The organism is Streptomyces sp. MS19, assembly GCF_047200595.1.
GTDB lineage: Bacteria > Actinomycetota > Actinomycetes > Streptomycetales > Streptomycetaceae > Streptomyces.
Genome location: NZ_JBJZOH010000004.1, coordinates 264,672 through 285,470, shown reverse-complemented (window position 1 = coordinate 285,470; position 20,799 = coordinate 264,672). Strand labels below are relative to the sequence as shown.

At 76.2% G+C, this 20,799-nt stretch carries 16 protein-coding genes; 3 read left to right on the top strand and 13 right to left on the bottom strand.

The window, feature by feature from the left end:
* Nucleotides 1-62 precede the first annotated feature (62 nt).
* The 8 genes from ACL02R_RS06825 to ACL02R_RS06790 all read right to left on the bottom strand — a co-directional run bounded on the left by ACL02R_RS06825 (nt 63) and on the right by ACL02R_RS06790 (nt 9,922).
* Complete coding sequence (locus ACL02R_RS06825; protein ID WP_412795946.1) at nt 63-875, bottom strand: TrmH family RNA methyltransferase; 813 nt, start codon at nt 873-875, stop codon at nt 63-65.
* A complete protein-coding gene (cobA, locus tag ACL02R_RS06820) occupies nt 872-2,080 on the bottom strand; it encodes a uroporphyrinogen-III C-methyltransferase (protein ID WP_412795945.1) in 1,209 nt (402 codons plus the stop codon). Before cobA ends, ACL02R_RS06825 begins: the two co-directional genes overlap by 4 nt.
* A 110-nt stretch (nt 2,081-2,190) precedes the next feature.
* Nucleotides 2,191-4,995 carry a nicotinate-nucleotide--dimethylbenzimidazole phosphoribosyltransferase gene (gene cobT, locus ACL02R_RS06815; RefSeq protein ID WP_412795944.1) on the bottom strand — a complete coding sequence of 935 codons (2,805 nt, stop codon included), beginning with the start codon at nt 4,993-4,995 and terminating at the stop codon, nt 2,191-2,193.
* A gap of 119 nt (nt 4,996-5,114) precedes the next feature.
* Nucleotides 5,115-6,452, bottom strand: coding sequence for a precorrin-6y C5,15-methyltransferase (decarboxylating) subunit CbiE (gene cbiE / locus ACL02R_RS06810; protein WP_412795943.1), 1,338 nt, complete (start codon nt 6,450-6,452; stop codon nt 5,115-5,117).
* 67 nt (nt 6,453-6,519) lie between these two features.
* Nucleotides 6,520-7,116, bottom strand: a complete 597-nt coding sequence (locus tag ACL02R_RS06805) for a GNAT family N-acetyltransferase (RefSeq protein WP_412795942.1) — start codon at nt 7,114-7,116, stop codon at nt 6,520-6,522.
* A 141-nt stretch (nt 7,117-7,257) separates the two neighbouring features.
* Nucleotides 7,258-8,124, bottom strand: coding sequence for a MetQ/NlpA family ABC transporter substrate-binding protein (locus ACL02R_RS06800; protein WP_412795941.1), 867 nt, complete (start codon nt 8,122-8,124; stop codon nt 7,258-7,260).
* A gap of 83 nt (nt 8,125-8,207) precedes the next feature.
* Entirely contained in the window at nt 8,208-8,879 is a 672-nt protein-coding gene (locus ACL02R_RS06795) for a methionine ABC transporter permease (protein ID WP_362967406.1), read from the bottom strand.
* Nucleotides 8,876-9,922 carry a methionine ABC transporter ATP-binding protein gene (locus ACL02R_RS06790; RefSeq protein ID WP_412795940.1) on the bottom strand — a complete coding sequence of 349 codons (1,047 nt, stop codon included), beginning with the start codon at nt 9,920-9,922 and terminating at the stop codon, nt 8,876-8,878. Before ACL02R_RS06790 ends, ACL02R_RS06795 begins: the two co-directional genes overlap by 4 nt.
* A gap of 381 nt (nt 9,923-10,303) precedes the next feature.
* Here ACL02R_RS06790 and ACL02R_RS06785 point away from each other — a divergent pair, with 381 nt between their 5' ends.
* Nucleotides 10,304-10,681, top strand: coding sequence for a hypothetical protein (locus tag ACL02R_RS06785; RefSeq protein ID WP_412795939.1), 378 nt, complete (start codon nt 10,304-10,306; stop codon nt 10,679-10,681).
* Entirely contained in the window at nt 10,674-11,099 is a 426-nt protein-coding gene (locus ACL02R_RS06780) for a hypothetical protein (protein ID WP_398843664.1), read from the top strand. The genes ACL02R_RS06785 and ACL02R_RS06780 overlap by 8 nt, the downstream gene beginning before the upstream one ends.
* A gap of 254 nt (nt 11,100-11,353) precedes the next feature.
* On the opposite strand, the gene ACL02R_RS06775 is transcribed toward ACL02R_RS06780, so the two are convergent.
* Together ACL02R_RS06775 and ACL02R_RS06770 are read right to left on the bottom strand one after the other, a co-directional pair.
* Nucleotides 11,354-11,848, bottom strand: coding sequence for a GNAT family N-acetyltransferase (locus ACL02R_RS06775; RefSeq protein ID WP_412795938.1), 495 nt, complete (start codon nt 11,846-11,848; stop codon nt 11,354-11,356).
* Between the two features lie 171 nt (nt 11,849-12,019).
* Entirely contained in the window at nt 12,020-13,198 is a 1,179-nt protein-coding gene (locus ACL02R_RS06770) for a glycerophosphodiester phosphodiesterase family protein (RefSeq protein WP_412795937.1), read from the bottom strand.
* 198 nt (nt 13,199-13,396) lie between these two features.
* On the opposite strand from ACL02R_RS06770, the gene ACL02R_RS06765 reads away from it, so the two are divergent.
* Nucleotides 13,397-14,074 carry a lysophospholipid acyltransferase family protein gene (locus ACL02R_RS06765; protein WP_412795936.1) on the top strand — a complete coding sequence of 226 codons (678 nt, stop codon included), beginning with the start codon at nt 13,397-13,399 and terminating at the stop codon, nt 14,072-14,074.
* A 19-nt stretch (nt 14,075-14,093) separates the two neighbouring features.
* On the opposite strand, the gene ACL02R_RS06760 is transcribed toward ACL02R_RS06765, so the two are convergent.
* The 3 genes from ACL02R_RS06760 to ACL02R_RS06750 all read right to left on the bottom strand — a co-directional run bounded on the left by ACL02R_RS06760 (nt 14,094) and on the right by ACL02R_RS06750 (nt 20,797).
* Complete coding sequence (locus ACL02R_RS06760; RefSeq protein WP_412795935.1) at nt 14,094-15,068, bottom strand: aldo/keto reductase; 975 nt, start codon at nt 15,066-15,068, stop codon at nt 14,094-14,096.
* A gap of 366 nt (nt 15,069-15,434) precedes the next feature.
* Entirely contained in the window at nt 15,435-17,258 is a 1,824-nt protein-coding gene (locus ACL02R_RS06755) for a hypothetical protein (RefSeq protein WP_412795934.1), read from the bottom strand.
* A complete protein-coding gene (locus ACL02R_RS06750) occupies nt 17,255-20,797 on the bottom strand; it encodes a DUF5682 family protein (protein WP_412795933.1) in 3,543 nt (1,180 codons plus the stop codon). The genes ACL02R_RS06755 and ACL02R_RS06750 overlap by 4 nt, the downstream gene beginning before the upstream one ends.
* Nucleotides 20,798-20,799 lie beyond the last annotated feature (2 nt).

Here is a 20,799-nt window from a genome sequence, read left to right as displayed (position 1 = left end):
GTCCGTGCCCATCCGGCCTGGGCGCGCTCCCCCGTCGGTGTCCGCTGCCGCGCCGGGCGGGGTCAGGAGGTGTGGGTGACGGCGTAGAACGCGACGGCTGCTGCCGCGGCGACGTTGAGTGAGTCGATGCCGTGCGACATCGGGATGCGCACCCGGGTGTCGGCGGCGGCGAGGGCGCGGGGGGTGAGGCCGTCACCTTCCGCGCCCAGCATGAGCGCGACGCGTTCCGTACGGATCTCGGCGGCGGCCTCGGCAATGTCGCGGGCATGTGCGTCCGGGGTGAGGGCGAGCAGGCGGAAGCCGGCGTCCGTCACGTCGCGGAGGCTGTGGGGCCAGTGGTCGAGGCGCGCGTACGGCAGGGAGAAGACGGCGCCCATCGACACCTTGACCGAGCGGCGGTAGAGCGGGTCGGCGCAGTCCGGGGACAGCAGGACGCCGTCCAGGCCGAGCGCGGCGGCGCCCCGGAAGACGGCGCCGACGTTCGTGTGGTCGTTGACGGCTTCCAGGACGGCCAGGCAGCGGGAGGACGCCAGCAGATCGGCGGCGGACGGGAGGGGCGTGCGGCCCATGGCGGCGAGGGCGCCGCGGTGGACGTGGTAGCCCGTGACGCGTTCGGCGGTCTCCGGCTCGACGAGGTAGACGGGGGCGGCGGACGCGTCGGTCACGTCGCGCATGGCGTCGGCCCAGCGGGGGGTGAGCAGCATGGAGCGCATCGGGTAGCCGGCCTGGAGGGCGCGGCGGATGACCTTCTCGCCCTCGGCCATGAACAGACCCTCGGCCGGTTCCTTGCGGCGGCGCAGAGCGACGTCCGTCAGCGCCGTGTAGTCGGCGAGGCGCGGGTCGGCCGCGTCGGTGACGTGGAGGGCCGTGCTCACGCGGTCACCCCCACGACGTCGCCGATGACGACGATCGCCGGGGGCCGTATGCCCTCCTCGGCGACGCGGCGCGCGATGTCGGACAGGGGCGCGTCCACGCGGCGCTCGGCGGGCGTGGTGCCCTCCTGGACGACGGCGGCCGGAGTGGCGGCGGGGCGGCCGTGGCGGATCAGGGTGTCGGCGATGACGCCGAGCCGTTCGACCGCCATGAGGAGGACGAGCGTGCCGCGCAGGGCGGCGAGGGCGGGCCAGTCCACGAGGGAGCGCGGGTCGTCGGGCGCCACGTGGCCGCTGACGACGGTGAACTCGTGGGCCACGCCCCGGTGGGTGACCGGGATGCCCGCGACGGCGGGGACGGCGATCGCGCTGGTGACGCCGGGCACGACGGTGACCGGGATGCCCGCGGCGGCGAGCGCGGACGCCTCCTCCATGCCGCGCCCGAAGACGAACGGGTCGCCGCCCTTGAGACGGACGACGCGGCGCCCGGCGCGGGCGTGCTCGATCAGCGCGGCGTTGATGGCGTCCTGCGCCATGGCGCGGCCGTACGGGATCTTCGCCGCGTCGACGACCTCGGTGTGCGGCGGCAGTTCGCCGAGGAGGTCGCGAGGGCCGAGGCGGTCGGCGATCACCACGTCCGCCTCGGCGAGCAGGCGCCGTCCGCGCACGGTGATGAGGTCGGGGTCGCCGGGGCCGCCGCCGACGAGCGCGACGCCGGGGAGCCGGTCGCGGTGCCTGGGGGCGCCGAGGGAGCCGTCGCGCAGCCCTTCGACGACGGCGTCGCGGACGGCGGCGGAGCGGCGGGGGTCGCGGCCGGTGAGGACGGCGACGGTCACGCCGTCGCTGTGGCCGGTGGCCGGGGTCCAGGCCGTGGCCGCCTCGGCGTTGTCGCTGCGGACGCACCAGACGCGGCGTTCGTCGGCCTCGGCGGAGGCGGCGGCGTTCACGGCGGGGTCGTCGGTGGCCACGAGGGCGTACCAGGCGTCCGTGAGGTCGCCCGGCCGGTAGCCGCGGCGTTCCCAGCGCAGCTCGCCCGCCTCGGCCATCGCCTGGACGGACGGAGTGACGGCGGGGGCGATCAGCAGGACGTCGGCGCCCGCGGCGAGCAGCGACGGCAGGCGCCGCTGGGCGACGGTGCCGCCGCCGAGGACGACGACGCGGCGGCCGGCCAGGCGCAGTCCCACGGGGTAGGCGGGGTGGTCGGACATCGGTGGTGCGGCTCCTCGGGGCGGTGCCCCGGGGGCGTCCCCCGGGGCGGCCGGACGCCGCTGCGGCGTCGGAGCGGCTCGGTGCCCCCACCCTACGGCGGGGGTCCTGGTCAGTTCTTGTCGGTGACGCCCGCCGAGTCGAAGGTGGCGACCTCGCGCATCGCGCGGGCCGCGCTCTGGACGACGGGGAGGGCGAGCAGGGCGCCGGTGCCCTCGCCGAGCCGCAGGTCGAGATCGACGAGCGGGCGCAGGCCGAGCGCGGTGAGGGCGGCGAGGTGGCCGGGTTCGGCGCTGCGGTGGCCCGCGATGCAGACCGAGACGGCCTCGGGCGAGACGACGCGGGCGGCGAGGGCGGCGGCACCGGCCGTCACGCCGTCCAGGATCACCGGGACGCGCAGTGAGGCGCCGCCGAGGATGAAGCCCGTCAGCGCGGCGTGTTCGAGACCGCCGACTGCGGCGAGGGTGCCGATCGGGTCGGCCGGGTCGGGCTGGTGGAGCTGGAGCGCGCGGCGGACGACGTCCACCTTGCGGGCGTGCGTCTCGTCGTCGATGCCGGTGCCGCGGCCGGTGACCTCGGCGGGGTCCGCGCCGGTGAAGGCGGCGACGAGCGCGGCCGAGACGGTCGTGTTGGCGACGCCCATCTCGCCGGTGAGCAGCGCCTTGTTGCCCGCGGCGACGAGGTCGCGTGCCGTCTCGATGCCGACCTCGACGGCGCGGAGGGCCTCCTCGCGGGTCATGGCGGGACCGGTGGTGAAGTCGGCGGTGCCCGCCCTGACCCGGCGGGGCATCAGGCCCGCCCCGGGGACGAGTTCGCCGCGTACGCCGACGTCCACGACGCATACCTCGGCGCCGACCTGGCTCGCGAAGGCGTTGCACACCGCGCCGCCCGAGAGGAAGTTGGCCACCATCTGGGTGGTCACCTCCTGGGGCCAGGCGGTGACGCCCTGGGCGTGCACGCCGTGGTCGCCCGCGAAGACGGCGACGGCGGCGGGCTCGGGCACGGGCGGCGGGCAGCTGCGGGAGAGGCCGCACAGCTGGGCGGAGATGATCTCCAGGGCACCGAGGGCCCCGGCGGGCTTGGTCATGCGCTTCTGGCGCTCCCACGCCTCGCCGAGCGCCTGCGCGTCGAGCGGGCGGATCTCGGCGAGGGTCTCGCCGAGCAGGTCGTGCGGCTCGGCGCCGGGGAGGGCGCGGCGGCCGTACGACTCCTCGTGCACGACCCAGGAGAGGGGGCGGCGGGCGGGCGCGTCCGGAGTGCGGTCGTCGTCGCCGGGGAACGCGTCCACGTAGCCGACGCACAGGTAGGCGACGATCTCCAGGTGGCCGGGGAGGTCGAGGGCGCGGACGAGTTCGCGTTCGTCGAAGAAGCCGACCCAGCCGACGCCGAGGCCCTCGGCGCGCGCGGCGAGCCAGAGGTTCTCGACGGCGAGGGCGGACGAGTGGGGCGCGAGCTGCGGCTGGACGCCGCGGCCGAGGGTGTGGCGCCCGCCCCGGGTGGGGTCGGCGGTGACGACGATGTTGACCGGGGTGTGGAGGATCGCGTCGACGCTCAGTTCCTTGAACTGCTTGGCGCGCGCCTTCGGGAGGGACTTGGCGTACGCGTCGCGCTGCTGCCCGGCCAGCGCGTGGACCGCCTGGCGTGTCTCCGGCGAGCGGATGATGACGAAGTCCCAGGGCTGGGCGACGCCCGCGCTCGGTGCGGTGTGGGCGGCTTCGAGGACGCGCAGGAGCACGTCGTTCGGGATGGGCTCGGAGCGGAAGCCGTGGGGGATGTCGCGGCGTTCGCGCATGAGGCGGTGGACGGCGTCCCGTTCCGACTCGGGGTAGCCGGGGGCCGGGGGGGACGCGGCGGGGGGCTCGGGGGCGCGGGGACCGGGCAGTTGGATGGTCTGCGCGGCGGGCTCGGTGGCCGGGGCCGGCTCGTCCTCGGCGGGCGCGGGCGCCTCCTGCCCGGGTGCTGCCTGCTCGGGTGCTGCCTGCTCGGGAACCACCTGCTCCGGCAGGGCCTGCCGGGGCTCCTCCGGGGCGGGCTGGAGCGGGGTGGCCTGGTCGGGGACGGGCTGCTCCTGGACCGGCGGTTCGGGAACGGGCTGCTCGGCGGGGTGCTCCTGAACGGGGCCGACGGGGGTGGCCTCTTCGGGTGCGGGCGGCGCCGGGAGCACGATCGGCTGCGGCGGCTCCGGCGCGGTGGCGTCCTCGGGCATGACGGCCTGGTGGGCGACCGCGTCGTGTGCGGGCTGCTCCTGGTCCACCGGTGCCACGGGGGCGGGTTCGAGGGCGACGGGCTCCTGCACGGGCGCGGGCACCGGGACTTCGGCGGGTGTCCCGGGGGCGACCGGCGCGGCCGCCTCGGCGACGGGGGTCGCGGGCAGCGGTTCGGGCGAAGTGGCCACCGGCGCCTCGGGGATGGCGGGTGCGACGGCTTCGGCGGGCTGGCCCTCCTGGGCGGGGACCGCGGGCGCGGGCGTCTCCGGTGCCACCACAGCCGGGGCCGGGGCCGGGGCCGGGGCGGGCTGGGCGACGGGCTCGGGGCGGGGAACCGATTCCTCCGCCGTGGCCTGCTGCCATGCCGCCGGGGCCTGCTGCGCCGCCGCCTCGGCGGCGGCCACGTCCAGGTACTCGGGACCGGTCGGCGTGGCCGGGGTCCTGGCGGCGGCCGGATGCGGGACCGCCTGGGTCACCGGACGCGGCGCCACCGTGTCGCCCCACGCGCCGATGGCGCCGGGCATCAGCAGGTCCTCGTCCTCCTCGTCGTCGGGGTCCCCGTCCCCGACGACCGCGCCCACCGCCTCGTCGGCGTGGGCGGGGAAGGAGAAGGGTGCCGGGGGCAGCACGGGCTGCTGCTCCACCTGTCCGGGCACACCGCCCGCTTGCTCCTGGGCCTCCCCGTCGGGAAGCCGGCCGGGCTCCGTCACGCGTCCACCTCGCCCATCGCACGTGCTCCTTCCCACCCCGGACATGACGGACGAATGCGTCAGGTCCGGCCGACGGCACAACGGTCCATCAGCCTACCCGGGATGGGAGCGCCCCCTGGTCACGGGTGCGCGTGCGGGCTGCGCGGATCGGCGGGCCGGGCGCCCGACAGCAGGAAGACGACGGCGCGTTCGCGTTCGGCCCAGTCGTCCGCCGCGAGTTCGACAGATTGCAGCAGCGTGCACTCGACGGTGTACCCGGCGGAGGAGAGGACACGTCCCGCGGCCTCCGCCTCGTCGCGGGTGACGGCGTGCGTGACGATGCGCTGCGCCCGGCGATCCGCACACGTGACCAGGGTGCGGTGTCCGCCGCCGCCGACGCGGATGATGTCCGGCTCGGGAAGGTCCTGGAGGACCTGGGGCGCGGCGCCGTGCACGACGTGGATGCCGACGCCGAGGTGACGGGCGGTCGCCTCGGTGCGGGCGCAGGCGCGGCCGTCGCGGTCGATCGCGACGACGGCGGCGCCGAGGCGCGCGGCGTCGGCGGCGGCGAGTCCGTCGCCCGTTCCCACGTCCCACATCAGGTCGCCCATGCGCGGGCCCAGCACGGCGAGTTGGAGGGCGCGCAGGCGGGGGCCGCGGCCGGGGTGCTCCTGTTCCGGCACGCCGGGCGGCGCGGGGTGCGGCAGGCGGGTGCCCGTCTCGACGGTCGGCGCCGCGTTGCCCGTCCGGACGAGCCCCGCGCCCGGCAGGGGCGGGAGGTAGGCGGCGGGTGGCAGGCCCCAGCCGCGCGGCTCGGCCCGTATCCCGGGGTCCTCGCCCGCGAGCCAGCTCTCGCCGCCGCGCCCCGTGATCCCTCCCCCGCCTATGACGATGACGACGTTGGGGTCCGTCCACTGGCGCTGGGGCACGGTGTCCGAGGTGAGGACGGAGACGCGTTCGCGGTCGGTGCCGAGCGCCTCGCAGATGACGAACGTGCGGTGCACCGGGCCGAGCAGCAGGGCGATCTCGGCGGGTCCCGCGCCGGGCGCGGTGAGGACGGCGACCTTCGGGTGGGCGCGGCAGACGTTGACGGCGCGGCGGAGCGTGCGGTGGCTCGCGACGACGACGCGGGCGTCGTCCCAGGGCATGCCCGCGCGGGCGAAGGCGGTGGCGACGGCGGAGACGGCGGGAACGACCTCGACCTCCAGGCCGTGCGCCGGGTCGCGCAGGGCGCGGACGACGCCGAAGAACCCGGGGTCGCCGTCGGCGAGGACGACGGCCGTGCCCCGATGGGCGGCCACGCGGCGGGCGGCGACGGCGACGCTGCCGAGCTGGACGCGTTCCGCGTGCGGCGGCACGTCGGGCAGGGCGAGATGGCGTGGCGCGCCGGCCACCAGGGTCGCGGCGCGGAGGGCCGCGCGCGCTGCCGGGGCCAGCGGGGTGCCGTCCCATCCGATCACGGTGACGCGGTCGGCCATGGTCGGGTAGCTCCCGGACTCGTCGCGGGCGGGGTGGGGGGAACGGGGGAGAGCCTACCGCGCGGTGTCAGGCGCCCGGGGCGTCCTCCAGGTCTTCGGGCAGCAGGCCCCAGACGATGATGTCGGTGCGGATGTCGGTCCAGCCGCCGTCCTCGGTGCGGGAGCGGACTATGTCGGCGTTGCGGAGGATGCCCTCGCTGATGCAGCCGGCCTTCTGGGCGACCTGCTGGGAGGCGGTGTTGCCGGCGGCGGTGCGCAGTTCGAGGCGCTCGAAGTGCTGGTCGTGGAAGAGCCACTGGCCGACGGCGAGCACGGCCTCGGCCGCGTAGCCCTCGCCGCGTGCCCAGGGGGCGATGATGTAGCCGATCTCGCTCGACCTGGCACGCCAGTTGGTGTGGGAGAGGTGGACGGTGCCGACGAGGCGGTGGGTCAGGTGCTCGGTGACGGCGAGGACGATGCCGTGGCCCTGGGTGCGTTCGGCGGGGGCGACGCGGGTGGCCCACGCGCGTCCCTCGTCGAGGGTGTAGGGGTGGGGGACGGGGGTCCAGGCGACGGTCAGCTCGTCGTTCATCATGTCGACGAGTTCGCGCAGGTCCGCTTCCTCGAACGGGCGCAGCACGAGGCGTTCCGTGCTGATGGAGATGTCGGGGAAGGTGGGAGTCATGCGTCTCTCTCCGTGGCCTGGGGTTCTGAGGGGACAGCATGCAGCATGGGCGGGGCGGGCACGGCGCCGGGCCCCGGCATGTGCCGGGGCCCGGTCGGGGTGGTGCTGCGGTGTGCCGTGGCGTGCTGTGGCGTGCCGGTGTCAGGCGGCGGGGGCGCCGAAGGCCGGGACGACCGAGCCCTGGTAGGTGTCCTCGATGAACTGCCTGACCTCGTCGGAGTTCAGCAGCTCGGCGAGGATCTCGATGCGGGGGTCGTCCTCGTTGCCGCTCTTGACGGCGAGGAAGTTGGCGTACGGGTTGCCCTCGGCCTCCTCCAGGACCAGCGCGTCGTCGGCGGGCGAGAGGTCGGCCTCCAGCGCGTAGTTGCCGTTGATGACGGCGGCGTCGAGGTCGTCGAGGGCGCGCGGCAGGGTGGCGGCCTCCAGCTCCTCGAACTCCAGGCCGCGGTCGTCGGCGATGTCGGCGAGGGTCGCGTCGGCGCCGACGCCCTCGTTCAGCTCGATGACGCCGTTGTCGGCGAGGAGCTTGAGGGCGCGGCCCTCGTTGGTGGTGTCGTTGGGGATGCCGACGGTGGCGCCCTCGGCGAGGTCCGCCGCGTCGGTGAGCGAGTGGGAGTAGAGGCCGAGGGGTTCGAGGTGCACGTTGACGACCGGGACGATGTCGGTGCCCTGGTTGGCGTTGAAGTCGTCCAGGTAGGGCTTGTGCTGGAAGAAGTTGGCGTCGACCTCGCCGCTCTCCACGGCGGTGTTCGGGAGGACGTAGTCCGTGAACTCCTGGACGTCCAGGTCGAGTCCGGCGTCCTCCGCCAGGTTGTCCCGGACGAATTCGAGGATCTCGGCCTGGGGCACGGGGGTGGCCGCGACGGTCAGGGGCTGGGAGACGTCCTGCCCGCCGCCGTCCGCGTCGCCGCCGGTGTCCGGGTCGGAGTCGGTACCGCAGGCGGTGAGGGCCAGCGCGAGGGCGGCGGCGGAGGCGACGAGGGTGGTGGTCCTGATGGAGGTACGCACGAAAAGTGCCTTTCGGTGTGGTGCGCCCGCGCGGTTCGCGGGCCGTTCTGGGGTGGTGGGGTCGGTGGGGTGCGGGGCGGCGGTCACGAGGAGGCGCGTTCCCGGCGGGTGAGGAGGCGTACGGCGCCGTCGCCGAGCAGCTGCACGGCCGTGACGATCACGACGAGGACGGCGACCGTGACGAGGGTGAAGCCCTCCTCGAAGCGCTGGTAGCCGTAGACGAGCGCCAGGTTGCCGAGGCCGCCGCCGCCCACCGCGCCGGCCATGGCCGAGTAGCCGATGACGGCGACGAAGGTGGTGGTGAGGCCGGCGACCAGGGAGGGCAGCGACTGCGGCAGCATCACCTTGAGGACGACCGTCCAGGTGCCGCCGCCCATCGCGTGCGCCGCCTCGACCAGCCCGTGGTCCACCTCGCGCACCGCCGTCTCGACGAGGCGCGCGTAGAAGGGGATGGCGCCGATGGCGAGCGGCACGATGGCGGCGGTGGGGCCGATGGCGGTGCCCACGACGGAGCGGGTCAGCGGAATCAGCGCGACGACCAGGATGATGAACGGCAGCGAACGGCCGACGTTCACGACGACGCCGATCACCTTGTTGACCACCACGTTGCGCAGCGGGCCGCCCCGGTCGGTGAGGACCAGCAGGACGCCGAGCGGCAGGCCGCCGGCGAGGGCGATCAGCGTGGACCAGAAGGTCATGTAGAGGGTGTCGACGATGCCCTGTTCGAGCAGCGGACGCATCTGTTCCCAGGTCATCGGACGGCTCCTTCCCCGGCGGCGGTGCCGGTGGCCCGGGGGGCGGCGGGCAGTTCGACGGTGAGGCCGCGTTCGCGCAGGAACGCGACGGCCGCGGCGGTGTCCTCGCCGCTGCCGGGGAGCGCGATGCGCATCCGGCCGACCTGGCGGCCGCCGACCGTGTCCATGGCCGCGCCGAGTATGGAGACGTCGAGGTCGAACGTGCGGGACAGCTGCGAGACGACCGGCCTGCCCGTGGAGTCGCCGTCGAAGGTGATGTCCACGAGCGTGCCGCCGGGGTCCGCGGCGCCGGAGAGCGGGAACAGCTCGTGCGCGAGACGGGAGCCTGGGGTCGCCAGCAGGTCGGCGACGCGTCCCGACTCGGTGACCCGGCCCGCCTCCATCAGGGCGGCGGAGTCGCAGACGGCCTTGACGACGTCCATCTCGTGCGTGATGAGCAGGACGGTGAGGCCGAGCTGCCGGTTGAGGTCGCGCAGGAGGCGGAGGACGGAGCGGGTCGTCTCGGGGTCGAGCGCGGACGTCGCCTCGTCGGAGAGCAGCACCTTGGGGTCGCCCGCGAGGGCGCGGGCGATGCCGACGCGCTGCTTCTGGCCGCCGGAGAGCTGGCTGGGGTAGGCGCGTGCCTTGTCGGCGAGGCCGACGAGGTCGAGCAGTTCGAGCGCCCTGCGGGCGCGTTCGCGGCGGCCGAGGCCGAGGATCTCCAGCGGCAGTTCCACGTTGCCGCGCACGGTACGCGAGGTGAGGAGGTTGAAGTGCTGGAAGATCATGCCGATGTGGGTGCGGGCCTCGCGCAGGGGGCGGCCCGCGCGGTGCGAGCGGCGGCGGTCGAGCGCGGTGAGGTCCTGCCCGTCCACGGTCACCGTGCCGGAGGTGGGGCGTTCCAGCAGGTTGAGGCAGCGGATGAGCGTGGACTTGCCCGCGCCGCTGCGGCCGATGACGCCGAACACCTCGCCGGGGCGTACGTGGATGTCCACGCCGTCGAGCGCGGTGACCTCGCGGTCGCGCGAGCGGTAGACCTTGGTGAGGTCCGTGGTGGTGATCACTGGATTCCGTCACTGTCGGGACCCCGGCGGGCGTGCGGGTGCGCACCGGGGCACGGCGGGGCCGTGCGTACGGGGGCAGGTGTGAGGGCGGGCGCGGAAGCGGTCACGCGCCGGCGGGGCCGGACGGTGACGGTCGGCGGAGCCGGGCCGGAAGGCGGTCCCTCAGCGGTCGCACATTCGACACATACAACGAGCACCGGGCATCATCGCTGCCTCGGTCGTCTGCTGACGCGTGCTCGTCGTGGTCATGCCCCAAGTAAAACAGACGTTCCGGCCGGGTTACGGCCCAGGTGAGGGCGCTGTGGCCAATGCCACGTCGGGCGCGGGCGCGGGCGGGACCCGGGGCGGGGCGGCGCGGGGGCGCGTCGTAGAGTCGGCCGCATGATTGCCCCGCTGACGGTCGCGGTCGCCGTGGCCGCGCTGCTGCTGACCGCCTGGTGCGGGTACGCGGCCTTCCGGAACCAGGCCGTCAAGGACTGGCACTACCTGGGCATGGGCGTCGTCCTGCTGCTCACACTGGTGCAGCTGGCGGTGGGGCTCGTGCAGCTCGCGCGCGGTGAGCGGCCCGCGGGGGACGGGACGGCGGTGTTCGTCTCGTACCTCGTCGCGGTGGCGCTGTGCCTGCCGGTGGTGGCGATCGTCTCGCTGAGCGAGCGGACGCGCTGGGGGTCGGCGACGGTGGCGGCGGGCGCGCTGGTGCTCGCGGCGCTCCAGATCCGGGTGGCGGACGTGTGGGCGGGGGGTGTCGGCGGTGGCTGACACCGACGGGCGGACGGCGCCGGAGCGCGCCGGGCTGCGGACCGGCCCGGGGCGGCTGCTGGTGACGGTCTACGGGATCTTCACGGTCGCGGCGGCGTCCCGGTCGGCGTACCAGCTGTCGGCGCGCTTCGACGAGGCGCCGGTGGCGTACCTGCTGTCGGCGGTGGCGGCCGTGGTGTACGGGTTCATCACCGTCTCGCTCGTGCGCGGCGGGGAGCGGGCGCGGCGGCTGGCGTTCGGCTGCTGCGCGGCGGAGCTGGCGGGCGTGCTGGCGGTGGGGACGTGGACGCTGCTCGACTCGTCGGACTTCCCCGACACCACGGTGTGGTCGGGGTACGGGTACGGCTACCTGTTCCTGCCGCTGGTGCTGCCGGTGGCGGGGCTGGTGTGGCTGCGCCGGGCGCGGCCGCGGGCGTGAGGCGGTCCGCCGCGGGCGGGAGGGCATGACCGAGGGCCCGCCGTTCGCGGTCGGCGGGCCCTCGGCACAGTGGCGATGCTACGCGGTGGCCAGGCCGTGTCGTTCGGATCATGCCTGGCGCGCGCCGCCGGCCACCGCACCTCGCTGCGTTACCGCATCGCCCGGGTACGCCCGGTACGCGTGGCGATCCGGCGCCTTGCGATGCACGGCGTCCGACGACGCGGACCGATCCGCCACGATCCGAACGACACGACCTAGGCGGTCACCGCGAGCGCGACCTCCTTCTCCAGCGTCACCCGGCCCAGCTGGCGCGCGACCTCCTCCGTGGCGACCGGCACGTAGCCGAGCCTGCGGTAGAGCCGCAGGTTCTCCACCCCGCGGCGGCCGGTGCGCAACCGGTAGCGCGCGGCGGCCCGTTCACCCGCGAGGCGCGCCTCGACGGCGACGAGGAGCCGTCCGCCGAGGCCGTGCCGCTGCATCCGGGGGTGGACGATGATGCGGCTGATCGCGGCCGTGCCGTCGGCGTCGACGGTGCCGCGTACCGAGCCGACGACCTCGGAGCCGAGCCGGGCGACGAGGACGCACGTCTCGCGCAGCTCCGCCTCCAGCTCGGCCAGGGTCTGGGTCAGTGGAGCGATGGTGTAGTCCCCCTGGAGCTCCGCCTCCGGCTGGTAGCAGAGGTACTGGAGTTTGAGGATCTGCTCGGCGTCGGCCTCGGTCGCCGTGTCGATCGTGACGCTCATGCCCATGGTGTGTGCACGCCTCCCAAGCGAGGTGTTTGGGCCGGCCGGGCCTGGAGTTGAGGGTCGCGCATCCGGCCGGCGACAGCCCTGACGGCGCGGGGTGTCACCCGCGCCGTCAGCATTCTGCTTGAGCGCGCGGGCGGGGGGAATGGCGAGTGGCCAACTCGCCTGTGAGATTCATGACTCGGCGGCGCGCCGGAAGTCGCCCGCGGCGAGCAGCGCGGTGTCCGGGTGGTCGGCGAAGACGGCGTCGATACCGGTGCGGAAGTAGGCGCGGGCGGCGCCGAACACGTCGCCGTGGACGTTCGGGTCGTCGCCGCGGCGGAAGTCGGCGGGGAGGAAGGCGTTCTCGTTGCGGAGGGTGTAGCCGTAGACGCCGAGCCCGGCGTCGTGGGCGTCGTCCACCAGGGAGGACGGGCGGCCGAGGCGGTCGTCGTCGTCGCGCGGGACGACGAGGTCGAGCGTCGGGCCGATGCCGTGGGCGTAACGGGCGATGCGGCGCAGGCCCTCGGGGGTGATGAGGTCGGCGGTGGTGCGCGGGTCGTCCTCCGCCGCGAGGTCCGCCGGGCGGCTGTCGGCCTCGGCGAGCAGGAGGATGCGGGGGTTGTCCACGAGCCGGGCGAGGCGGCGGACGCTGCCCGGCTCGAAGGACTGGAGGACGACGCGCGATCCGGCGTGGTCCAGGCCCCGGCCGCGGAGGAGGTCGGCGAGCAGTTCCTCGACGCCGAGGTCGAGGGAGCGGAAGTAGGTGGCGTGCTTGGTCTCGGTGCACAGGCGGACGGGCTGTCCGCGCCGGCTGCCCTGCTCGGCGGCCCAGTCGAGGACCTCGTCGTAGGTGAGCAGGGGCCAGCGGCCGTCGTAGAGCGTGTTGTCCGGCCGCCGGCCGGGGAGACGTTCGGTGGCGCGGAGTGTCTTCAGCTCGGCGAGGGTGAAGTCTTCGGTGAACCAGCCCGTGACGCGCTCGCCGTCCACGGACTTGGTGGTGCGCCGGTCCGCGAACTCGGGGTGGTCGGCGACATCCGTGGTGCCGCCGATCTCGTTCTCGTGGCGGCAGACGAGGCGGCCGTCCTTGGTGGGGACGACGTCCTGCTCGATCATGTCGGCGCCGAGGTCGAGGCCGAGCCGGTACGCGCCGATGGTGTGCTCGGGCCGGTGGCCGCTGGCGCCGCGGTGGGCGACGACGGCGGGGGTGCGTAGACCGGGCAGGCCGCCGCCCCGCCGGGCGCGGGTGCGGGTGCGCGGCTCGGGGGCTCCGGCGGCGGGCGCGGCGGTGAGGGACACGGCGGTCCCGGCCAGCGCGGCGCCCAGCAGGGACCGGCGGCGGGGGCCGGCCGGGGCGGTCCTGTCTGCTGTCATGGCGCCTCCGTGCGGCTCCTCCGGGTGGCGTGCTCCGGCGGCGCGCGGACGGGTCACACGGAACCGGGCGTACCGGACACGACAGATCAAATCTGAGTATCCGGTGTGTGAACCCCGTGCGCGAGGCGGCCCGAAGCGCGAGTATCGTCCTGGTGGCACGCCGTGCCGCGCGGCGCACAGAAAGACCCGGAGGGGAAGTTGTCCCGATTCGTCCTGCTGAAGATGCTGGCCGGACCGCTCCTGAAGCTGTTCTTCCGCCCCCGGGTCGAGGGCCTTGAGCGCGTCCCCGGCGACGGGCCGGTGATCCTCGCGGGCAACCACCTCACGTTCATCGACTCGGTGGTCCTCCCGCTGATCAGCAAGCGCCAGGTGTTCTTCATCGGCAAGGAGGAGTACGTCAGGGGGCGCGGCCTGAAGGGCCGGGTCATGGCGTGGTTCTTCACGGCCGTCGGCATGGTCCCGGTGGACCGCGACGGCGGGCACGGCGGTGTCGCGGCGCTGATGACCGGCCGCCGCATCCTGGAGCAGGGCAACATGTTCGGGATCTACCCGGAGGGCACCCGCTCCCCCGACGGGCGGCTGTACCGGGGCCGTACGGGCATCGCGCGCCTCACGCTGATGACCGGCGCGCCCGTCGTGCCGTTCGCGATGATCGGGACCGACCGCGTGCAGCCCGGCGGCAAGGGGCTGCCGAAGATCGGCCGGGGGCGCATCACCGTCCGCTTCGGGCAGCCGCTGGACTTCTCCCGCTACGAGGGCATGGACCGCGACCGCTATGTGCTGCGCGCCGTGACGGACGAGGTCATGACCGAGGTGATGCGGCTGTCCGGCCAGGAGTACGTGGACATGTACGCCACCAAGGCGAAGGCCGCCTGAGCCGGGGCACGGCCGCGGCTCAGTGCCAGGGCAGTTCGGCGCGGGCGCGCCAGTAGGCGGCGGGCGACTGGGCCGGTCGGGTGAGCGTGTTCTGCTGCTCGTCGTCCAGGCGGACGCGGGCCGCCGCGAGGTTGGCGGCGAGCTGGTCCGTGGTCGCCGCGCCCGACAGGACGATCCCCGCCCACGGCTGGTGCAGGGCCGCGGCGAGAGCGACGGCGTCCGGTGTGGTGCCGGTCTGCTCGGCCACGAAGTGCAGTTCGCGGGGGGCGGCGTCACCGGCCAGGCGGCCGTTGGCCAGCGCTTCCTTGACGATCACGGTGAGACCCGCCTCGTGCGCCTCGGCCAGCGCGGCGGCGGCGGAGGTCTCCAGCACGTTCCAGGTGGACTGGACCGTGCTGAACAGGGGGCGCCCGTCCACCGTCACGCCGAGGGCGGCCCGGATGGCGTCGGCCTGGTCGGGGCCGCTCGTGGACAGGCCGACCGTCACTCCCCCGGCGGCGAGCCGGGCCAGCCTGCCGAGCAGCCCGGGGTCGTGGAGCGCCGGGCTGTCGGGCGTGACGGAGTGGATCTGGTAGAGGTCGAGGTACCCGTCGAGCAGCTGTTCGCTCTCCGCCCACTGCCGGTCGAACGTGGCGGCGGAGTGGTCCTTGACCTCGTGGACCGCCGCGTCGGCGCGCCAGTCGGCCGTGTAGGTATAGCCCCACTTGCTGCCGACCGTCATGGCGCGGGCGGCGTCGGGGCGGGACGCCAGCCAGGCGGCGAGGAACTCCTCGGCGCGGCCGTAGGAGCGTGCGGCGTCCACGTAGCGGACGCCGTGGGCGTGGGCGGCGTCGAGCAGGTCGTGGGCGCGGGCCCGCAGCGCCTCGGGTGAGCGGTCGGCGGGGAGGTCGCGGTCCCGTCCGAGGTTGATGTAGCCGGGGCGGCCGACGGCGGCGAGGCCGAGGCCGATGCGGGCGGCGGGGGTGGCATCGGGGCGGAAGCTGGAGAACGCCATGGCGGGACCTCTGCGCTGCTCGGGGTGCCGGTGGGGCCGGGCGGCTCGGGGCCGCGCGGGGGTGGCTCGGGAGACTCACCGTACCCGGCGGGGGCCCGGGGGCGTGCCGGCCGTCGGGTGGTGTCGGGTGGTGCGGCGCGCGAGCGGCGCCGTGGTCACCGCCGCGTCAGGTGAGAGGCCCCCGTTGTGCGTGCTGAGGGCGCGGAGCAGCTTCTTGTCGGGCTCGCACACGGCGCCCCTGCCGTCCCGCACCTGGGCGCGGATGTCGTCCGCGGTGACGGCCGCGCCGGGGCCTCCCCCTCGTCCGCCTGGGGCGCCGGACGCCCGGTGGTGCGGCCGTGGAGGACGGGGTGGGGCCGCGGTGGATCAGGCGGGCCGGCCGTCGGCGGCCTCCTCCCTGTGGGGGGCCGCGGCCTGCCAGGCGGCGGCGCAGAGTGTCCGTGCGGCACTGTCCGCGTAGAGCGCCGCCGCGAGCCAGGCGCGGGCGAAGCGGTCGGCGTCGGCGGGCAGGAGGCGCCCGAAGACGTCGCGGCCGCGGTCGGCGGCGGCCCGGTGCAGCTCGCCGAGGAGGGCCGCGCCGGTGCGCAGGCCCGCCGAGCGCAGGCGGTGGGCGTCGGCGCCGTCCCGTCCCGGCAGGGCGAGGGTGCGGCGGCCCGCGGCGGCGGCCTGGTCCGTGCGGCGGCGCAGGATGTGCAGCGGTGCCTCCGCGGCCTCGGCCACGGCCGTTCCGCCCGGGAGCGGGCGGGCCGGCGGGAGGTCGCTGCGCTGGAGCCGGTCGTGGCCGATGTCGGTGTGGCCGGAGCCGGGAGGGGTGCGCAGGACGTTGTCCCGGCCGGGTGGGCGGCCCGCGGCCAGGAGGCGCAGGCGGGGGTGGGCGGCGGGGACGAGCCGGCCCACGATCCGCAGGGCGAGGCCGGGGGCGGCGGCGAGCAGGCGCAGGTTGTCCCGGTGGGCGAGGGACGGGTGGTCGTCGGCCGCGACGAGCCGCACGGGCAGGCCGCCGCAGTCCGCCACCAGCACCTCGCCGCCGGTCTCCCGGAGGGCGCCGAGGACCGTGACGTCGAGGAACAGCAGGTCCGCGCCCGGCGGGCGCTGCGGTTCGGGGAGCGCGAGGGCGTCGAGGGCGCGGGCCGCCTGGGCGGCGGGGGGCGTCGACCAGAGCCGGTCGAGCGGCGCCTCGTCCCAGGCGGCTCCCGTGGCCCGTACGGCGCGGACGGCCGCCCCGGCACCGAGCCTGCCGTCCGGGGTGACGGTCGCGCCGGACAGGGCGAGGCCCGCGCGGGACAGCTCGCGGTGGGTGAGCGCGGTGTCGCCGAGGCGCACGGTCCGGGTGACGGCGCCGGCGGCCCGTTCCGGCCCGCCCGGCATGACGTCGGGGACGGTGTAGAGGCGGCCTTCGGCGTCCGCCGTCCAGGTGACGGCGCCGGCGTGGCCGCTGTCGGCGAGGACCGGCTCGGTGAACAGGCCGTACAGGCGGAGCGAGCCGCCGGGGCGGTACGTCCTGCGGGCGGTGCCGCGCAGGGCCGCGGTGTCGTGGGGGGCTGCGCGGGTGAGCGCGTGGGTGGTGTGCAGCAGTTCGGACAGGGCCGTGGTCAGGTCGGCGAGACGGTAGGCGGGGTCGGCCGCCCTGGCGGCGCGCAGGCGTCCGACGACGGTGAGGGCCGCGGTCGCGGGGCGTGGCAGTCCGGTGAGGCGTGCGGTGTGTGCGGCGCCGAGAAGTTCGGCCTGGAGGACGGCGCCCGCGCCGTCGATGCCCGCTTCCAGCGCGGACGCGGCGGCGTTCCACAGGCTGCGGGCGGCGGCGAGCTGATCGGGGGTGAGCGGCTGCTCCTGGGGGGTGGCGGGTACCTCGGGGACGGTGGTCGTCGCGGGGGCCGGGTCCGGGGCGTCGGCGTCGTCCGCGACGGGTGCGGCGGTGGCGATGGCGGCGCGGTGCACGCAGGCGGGTGCGAGGAGGCATGCACAGCGAATGTCGTCGGGTGAGGTGATCCGGCCGGTGGGGGCGTGCAGTTCGAGCGCCGTCCCGTCGTCGATCTGCACGCGTACGGTGTCCCTCTCGCCGGTGCGCGGGAGGCCGGCGAGCTTGGCCGTGGCGGCGTCGAGGCGCTTGCGCAGGCGCGGGCTGAGGGCGGCGACCAGTCCGGCGGTCACGGCCGGGGCGACGGGGGGCAGCGGCGGTGTGCCGGTCATCGGATCTTCTCCCCTACCCAGCGGGCGAGTTCGAGGGGGCTGAGGGCCGCGACGGGCATGCCCGCCGTGACCAGCTGCCCCGCGACGGCGGTGGAGTAGCGCGGTCTGCCGGAGTCGTCGAGCCCGGCGACGCCCAGCAGGTGGCCGCCGCTGTCGGCCAGGGCCCTGACCTCGGCGAGCAGGCCGCCGAGCGGGTAGCCCTCCTCGAAGTCGCTGATCACGACGGTGAGGGTGCGGGACGGCGTGGTGACGAGGGTGCGGGCGTGGCGGAGCGCGGCGGCGATGTGCGTGCCGCCGCCGACCCTGATCTCCAGGAGCAGCGAGAGGGGGTCGTGGACGTGGCCGGTGAGGTCCATGACCTCGGTCGAGAAGGCCAGGAAGTGGGTGCTCAGGGCGGGGACGCCCGCCAGCACGGAGGCGGTCAGCGCCGACCAGATGGTGGACGGCTCCATGGAGCCGGAGACGTCGGTGAGGATGAGCAGCCGCCAGTCCGCCGACTTCCTGGCGCGGGTGCGGAACACCGGGTGTTCGGGGACGATCCGGACCGTCCCGTCCCGCTCGCGGCGGGCGGTGGGGAGGTTGGCCCGGAGGGTGGCGGCGAGGTCGAGCGCGCCGCCGGGGCGGCGGCTGGGGCGGGGCAGTGTGGTGCCCGTCAGGGCGGGGCGCAGGTGGGTGGCCAGCTCGCGGGAGAGTTCGTCCACGAGGCGGCGGACCAGGGGGCGCAGCGCGGCGAGCCGGGCCTCCGGGAGGCCGCCCGCGTGGCGGAGCACGGTGTGGAGCAGTTCGACGGAGGGGCGGACGTGCTGGGGGTCGAGGGCCAGCGCCGCGTCGGGGCGTCCCGCGTCGGCTGCGGCGGCGAGGACCTCCTCGCGGACGCCGGGGCCGAAGAGGGCGGCCAGTTCCTCCGACCACGCGCGGACGCCCGGGAACGGGGCCTCCCGTCCCCCGCCGCGGCCAGGGACGAGGTCGCCGCGCGCGCCCTCGCCGCGGCCCGCGCCGTACAGTTCGTCGAGGGCGGTCGCGAGGCGTGCGGCGCCGGGTGAGAGGCGGTCGGAGCGGCGGCCGAGGACGAGCCGCCAGCGGTCGGCGGGCGGCAGGGCGTCGTCGGGGGAAGGGGTGGGGCCGGGCGGGGAGCCCGGTGCGGGGTCCTGGGCGGATGTCTGTCCGGCCGGGGCGGCCGGGGCGCCCGGGGCGGGGAGCAGGCCGAGGGCGGCGAGGGTGTCACGGGCCGTCAGGTCGGCGCGGGTCCACTGCTCGGCCGTGGCCGCGCCGATGTCGGCGAGCGGCGCGATCCGGTCCCCGAGCCGTTCCTCCACGACGCCCAGCAGCCGGTCGCGGGCGGCGGGGCTGAGGGTGTCGAAGCCGCCGCGCAGGGCGGGCAGCCGGTCGAGGAACGCCCGTTCCGGCAGGCCGGTGACCCGGTCGAGCAGCGGCGCCAGCGCGGATGGCGCGGCTTCGAGGAGCGGACCGGCGGCGGTGAGCAGGCCGGTGAGACGGGCGGTGAGCGCGTCGCGGGCGGCCGGGGTGGTGGCCGCGTCCACCCAGGAGGCGACGCGGTCGCCCAGCTCCTCGGGTGTGGCGTGCCCGAGGAGGACGCGTACGGCTCCCGCCGCGCCGCGCATCAGCGGGGAGCCGTCCGCGGCGAGGGCGGCCAGCTCGGCGGTGAGGCGGAGGCCGCCGGACGCGTCGGCGCGGTGGGCCAGTTCGACGAGGGCGCGGGCGTCGGCAGGTTCGGTGGAGCCGGTCAGGCCCGCGATCTGGCGGATGGCGGCCGTGGTGAGGAGGTCGGCGACGCCGTGGGGGCCCGTGGTGTCGGCGGGTACGCGTCCGGCGGCGGTGAGGCGGTCGAGGAGGGCGAGGGCGGTGAGGAGTTCGGGGAGGGTGCCGGAGGCGGGGAGGACGGCGCGCAGTTCGGTGAGCCGTTCGGCCGCCAGGGGTTCGAGAGCGCAGCCCGCGGCCTGGTCGAGGCCGGTGAGGACCTGGGCCGCCGTGGGGCCGCCCGCGTCGCGCTCGGCGCGGTGGCGTTCCCTGAGGGTGCCCTCCGCCGCCTGGGCGGCGCTCACGCCTCTGACGGTGGCGGCGGCGAGCATGGCCGCGGTCGCCGGGGTCCAGCGGACCTGCCAGCGGGTGGTGAGGGCCTCGGTGCCGCCGGGGCCGGTGACGGTCTGCTCCTCGGCGTACGGGATGCCGCAGACGCCCAGGCGGCGCAGCAGGATGTCGCGGCGGCGGTCCAGCGGGCTGCGCGCCGGATCGAGGCGCAGGTCGCGTGCCGCCGCCGGGGTGTCCGGTGGGGCGGGCAGGCCGAGTCCGGCCAGCTCGGCCTCGACGGCGGGGGCGAGGCCGCCCCGGGGGGCGCCGGGGGCGGGGCCGCCCGTGCGGGAGCCGACCAGGATCTCTTCGAGGGCGCGGGAGACGGCGCGTCCGCGTCCCAGGGGTTCGCCCTGGGCGAGGGTGGTCTGCACGGCCTCGATCAGCTCGCCGCGGCCGGGGGCGGGCAGGCCGCGGAGGGCGGCCAGGTCGGTGGCGAGGCGGGTGATCTCGGTGGCGTCGGCGGGGCCCGACGGGTGGTCCTGGGCCCGCAGCCGGGCGCAGATCCGTACGGCGGTGCGGGTCAGGGCGTCGTGCAGGGCCGCCGGGTCCCCGGCGGCGTCGAGGACCTGCTGCTGCCACTCGGGGTCACGGATGCCCGCCGGGTAGCCGGAGCGTTCGTCGAGGAGCGCGTAGGTGTAGGGGATGAGGGAGACCGTGCACGGTCTGGGGGGTACGGGTTCGGGCGGGGTGTCGCCGGTCAGCGCGCGCCGGGTGAGGGCGGGGGTGTGGAAGGCGCCGACGACCGCCGCGACGCGCTGTCCCTCCGCCATGGCCTGGCCGATGCGGTGGCGCATCCAGTGTTCGCGGCGCAGGTCGAGCGCGTCGACGCCGCGGGAGTGCGCGGTGTCGTGGCGCAGGGCCCAGCCGGTGAGGAGGGCGGCGCGGCGCAGGCCTTCGGGGGACGAGCCGGGGGCGCCGACCTCGACCAGCCGGTCCCACAGGTCGTCGCCCGCGCGGCCGGTGAGGCGGGCACGCAGGGCGTGCCGCAGTCCGGGGCGTGCGGGGGTGTCGGTACCAGGGGCGTCGGCGGGGGGTGTGCCGGGTGGGAGGCGCCATGCCGGGTCGGCGAGCGGCAGGTCGGCCGCGACGGCGGGGACCCCCCGGCGGGCCGCCCAGCGGAGGGCGGCCAGCTCGGGAGAGAAGTCGGCGAACGGGTAGAACGCCGGGTCGGGGTTCGCCTCGCCCTGGGGCACCGCCGCCAGGGCGACGGGGGCGCGGGTGTCCTCGTGGGCGAGCCAGCCCGTCAGGTCCTGGAGTTCGGCGGGCAGTTCGACGAGCAGGACGTCGGGCGCGGCGGCGTCGAGCAGGTGCGGGACGGCCGCCGCGAGCGACGGGGCGTGGTGGCGGACGCCGATCAGGTACGGCCCCGCGGGATCGGTGAGATCCCGCAGGGCGTCCTCCGGCACCGCCGCGCCGTCGGCGGGCAGGTGCTGCGGGGGTACGGGCATGG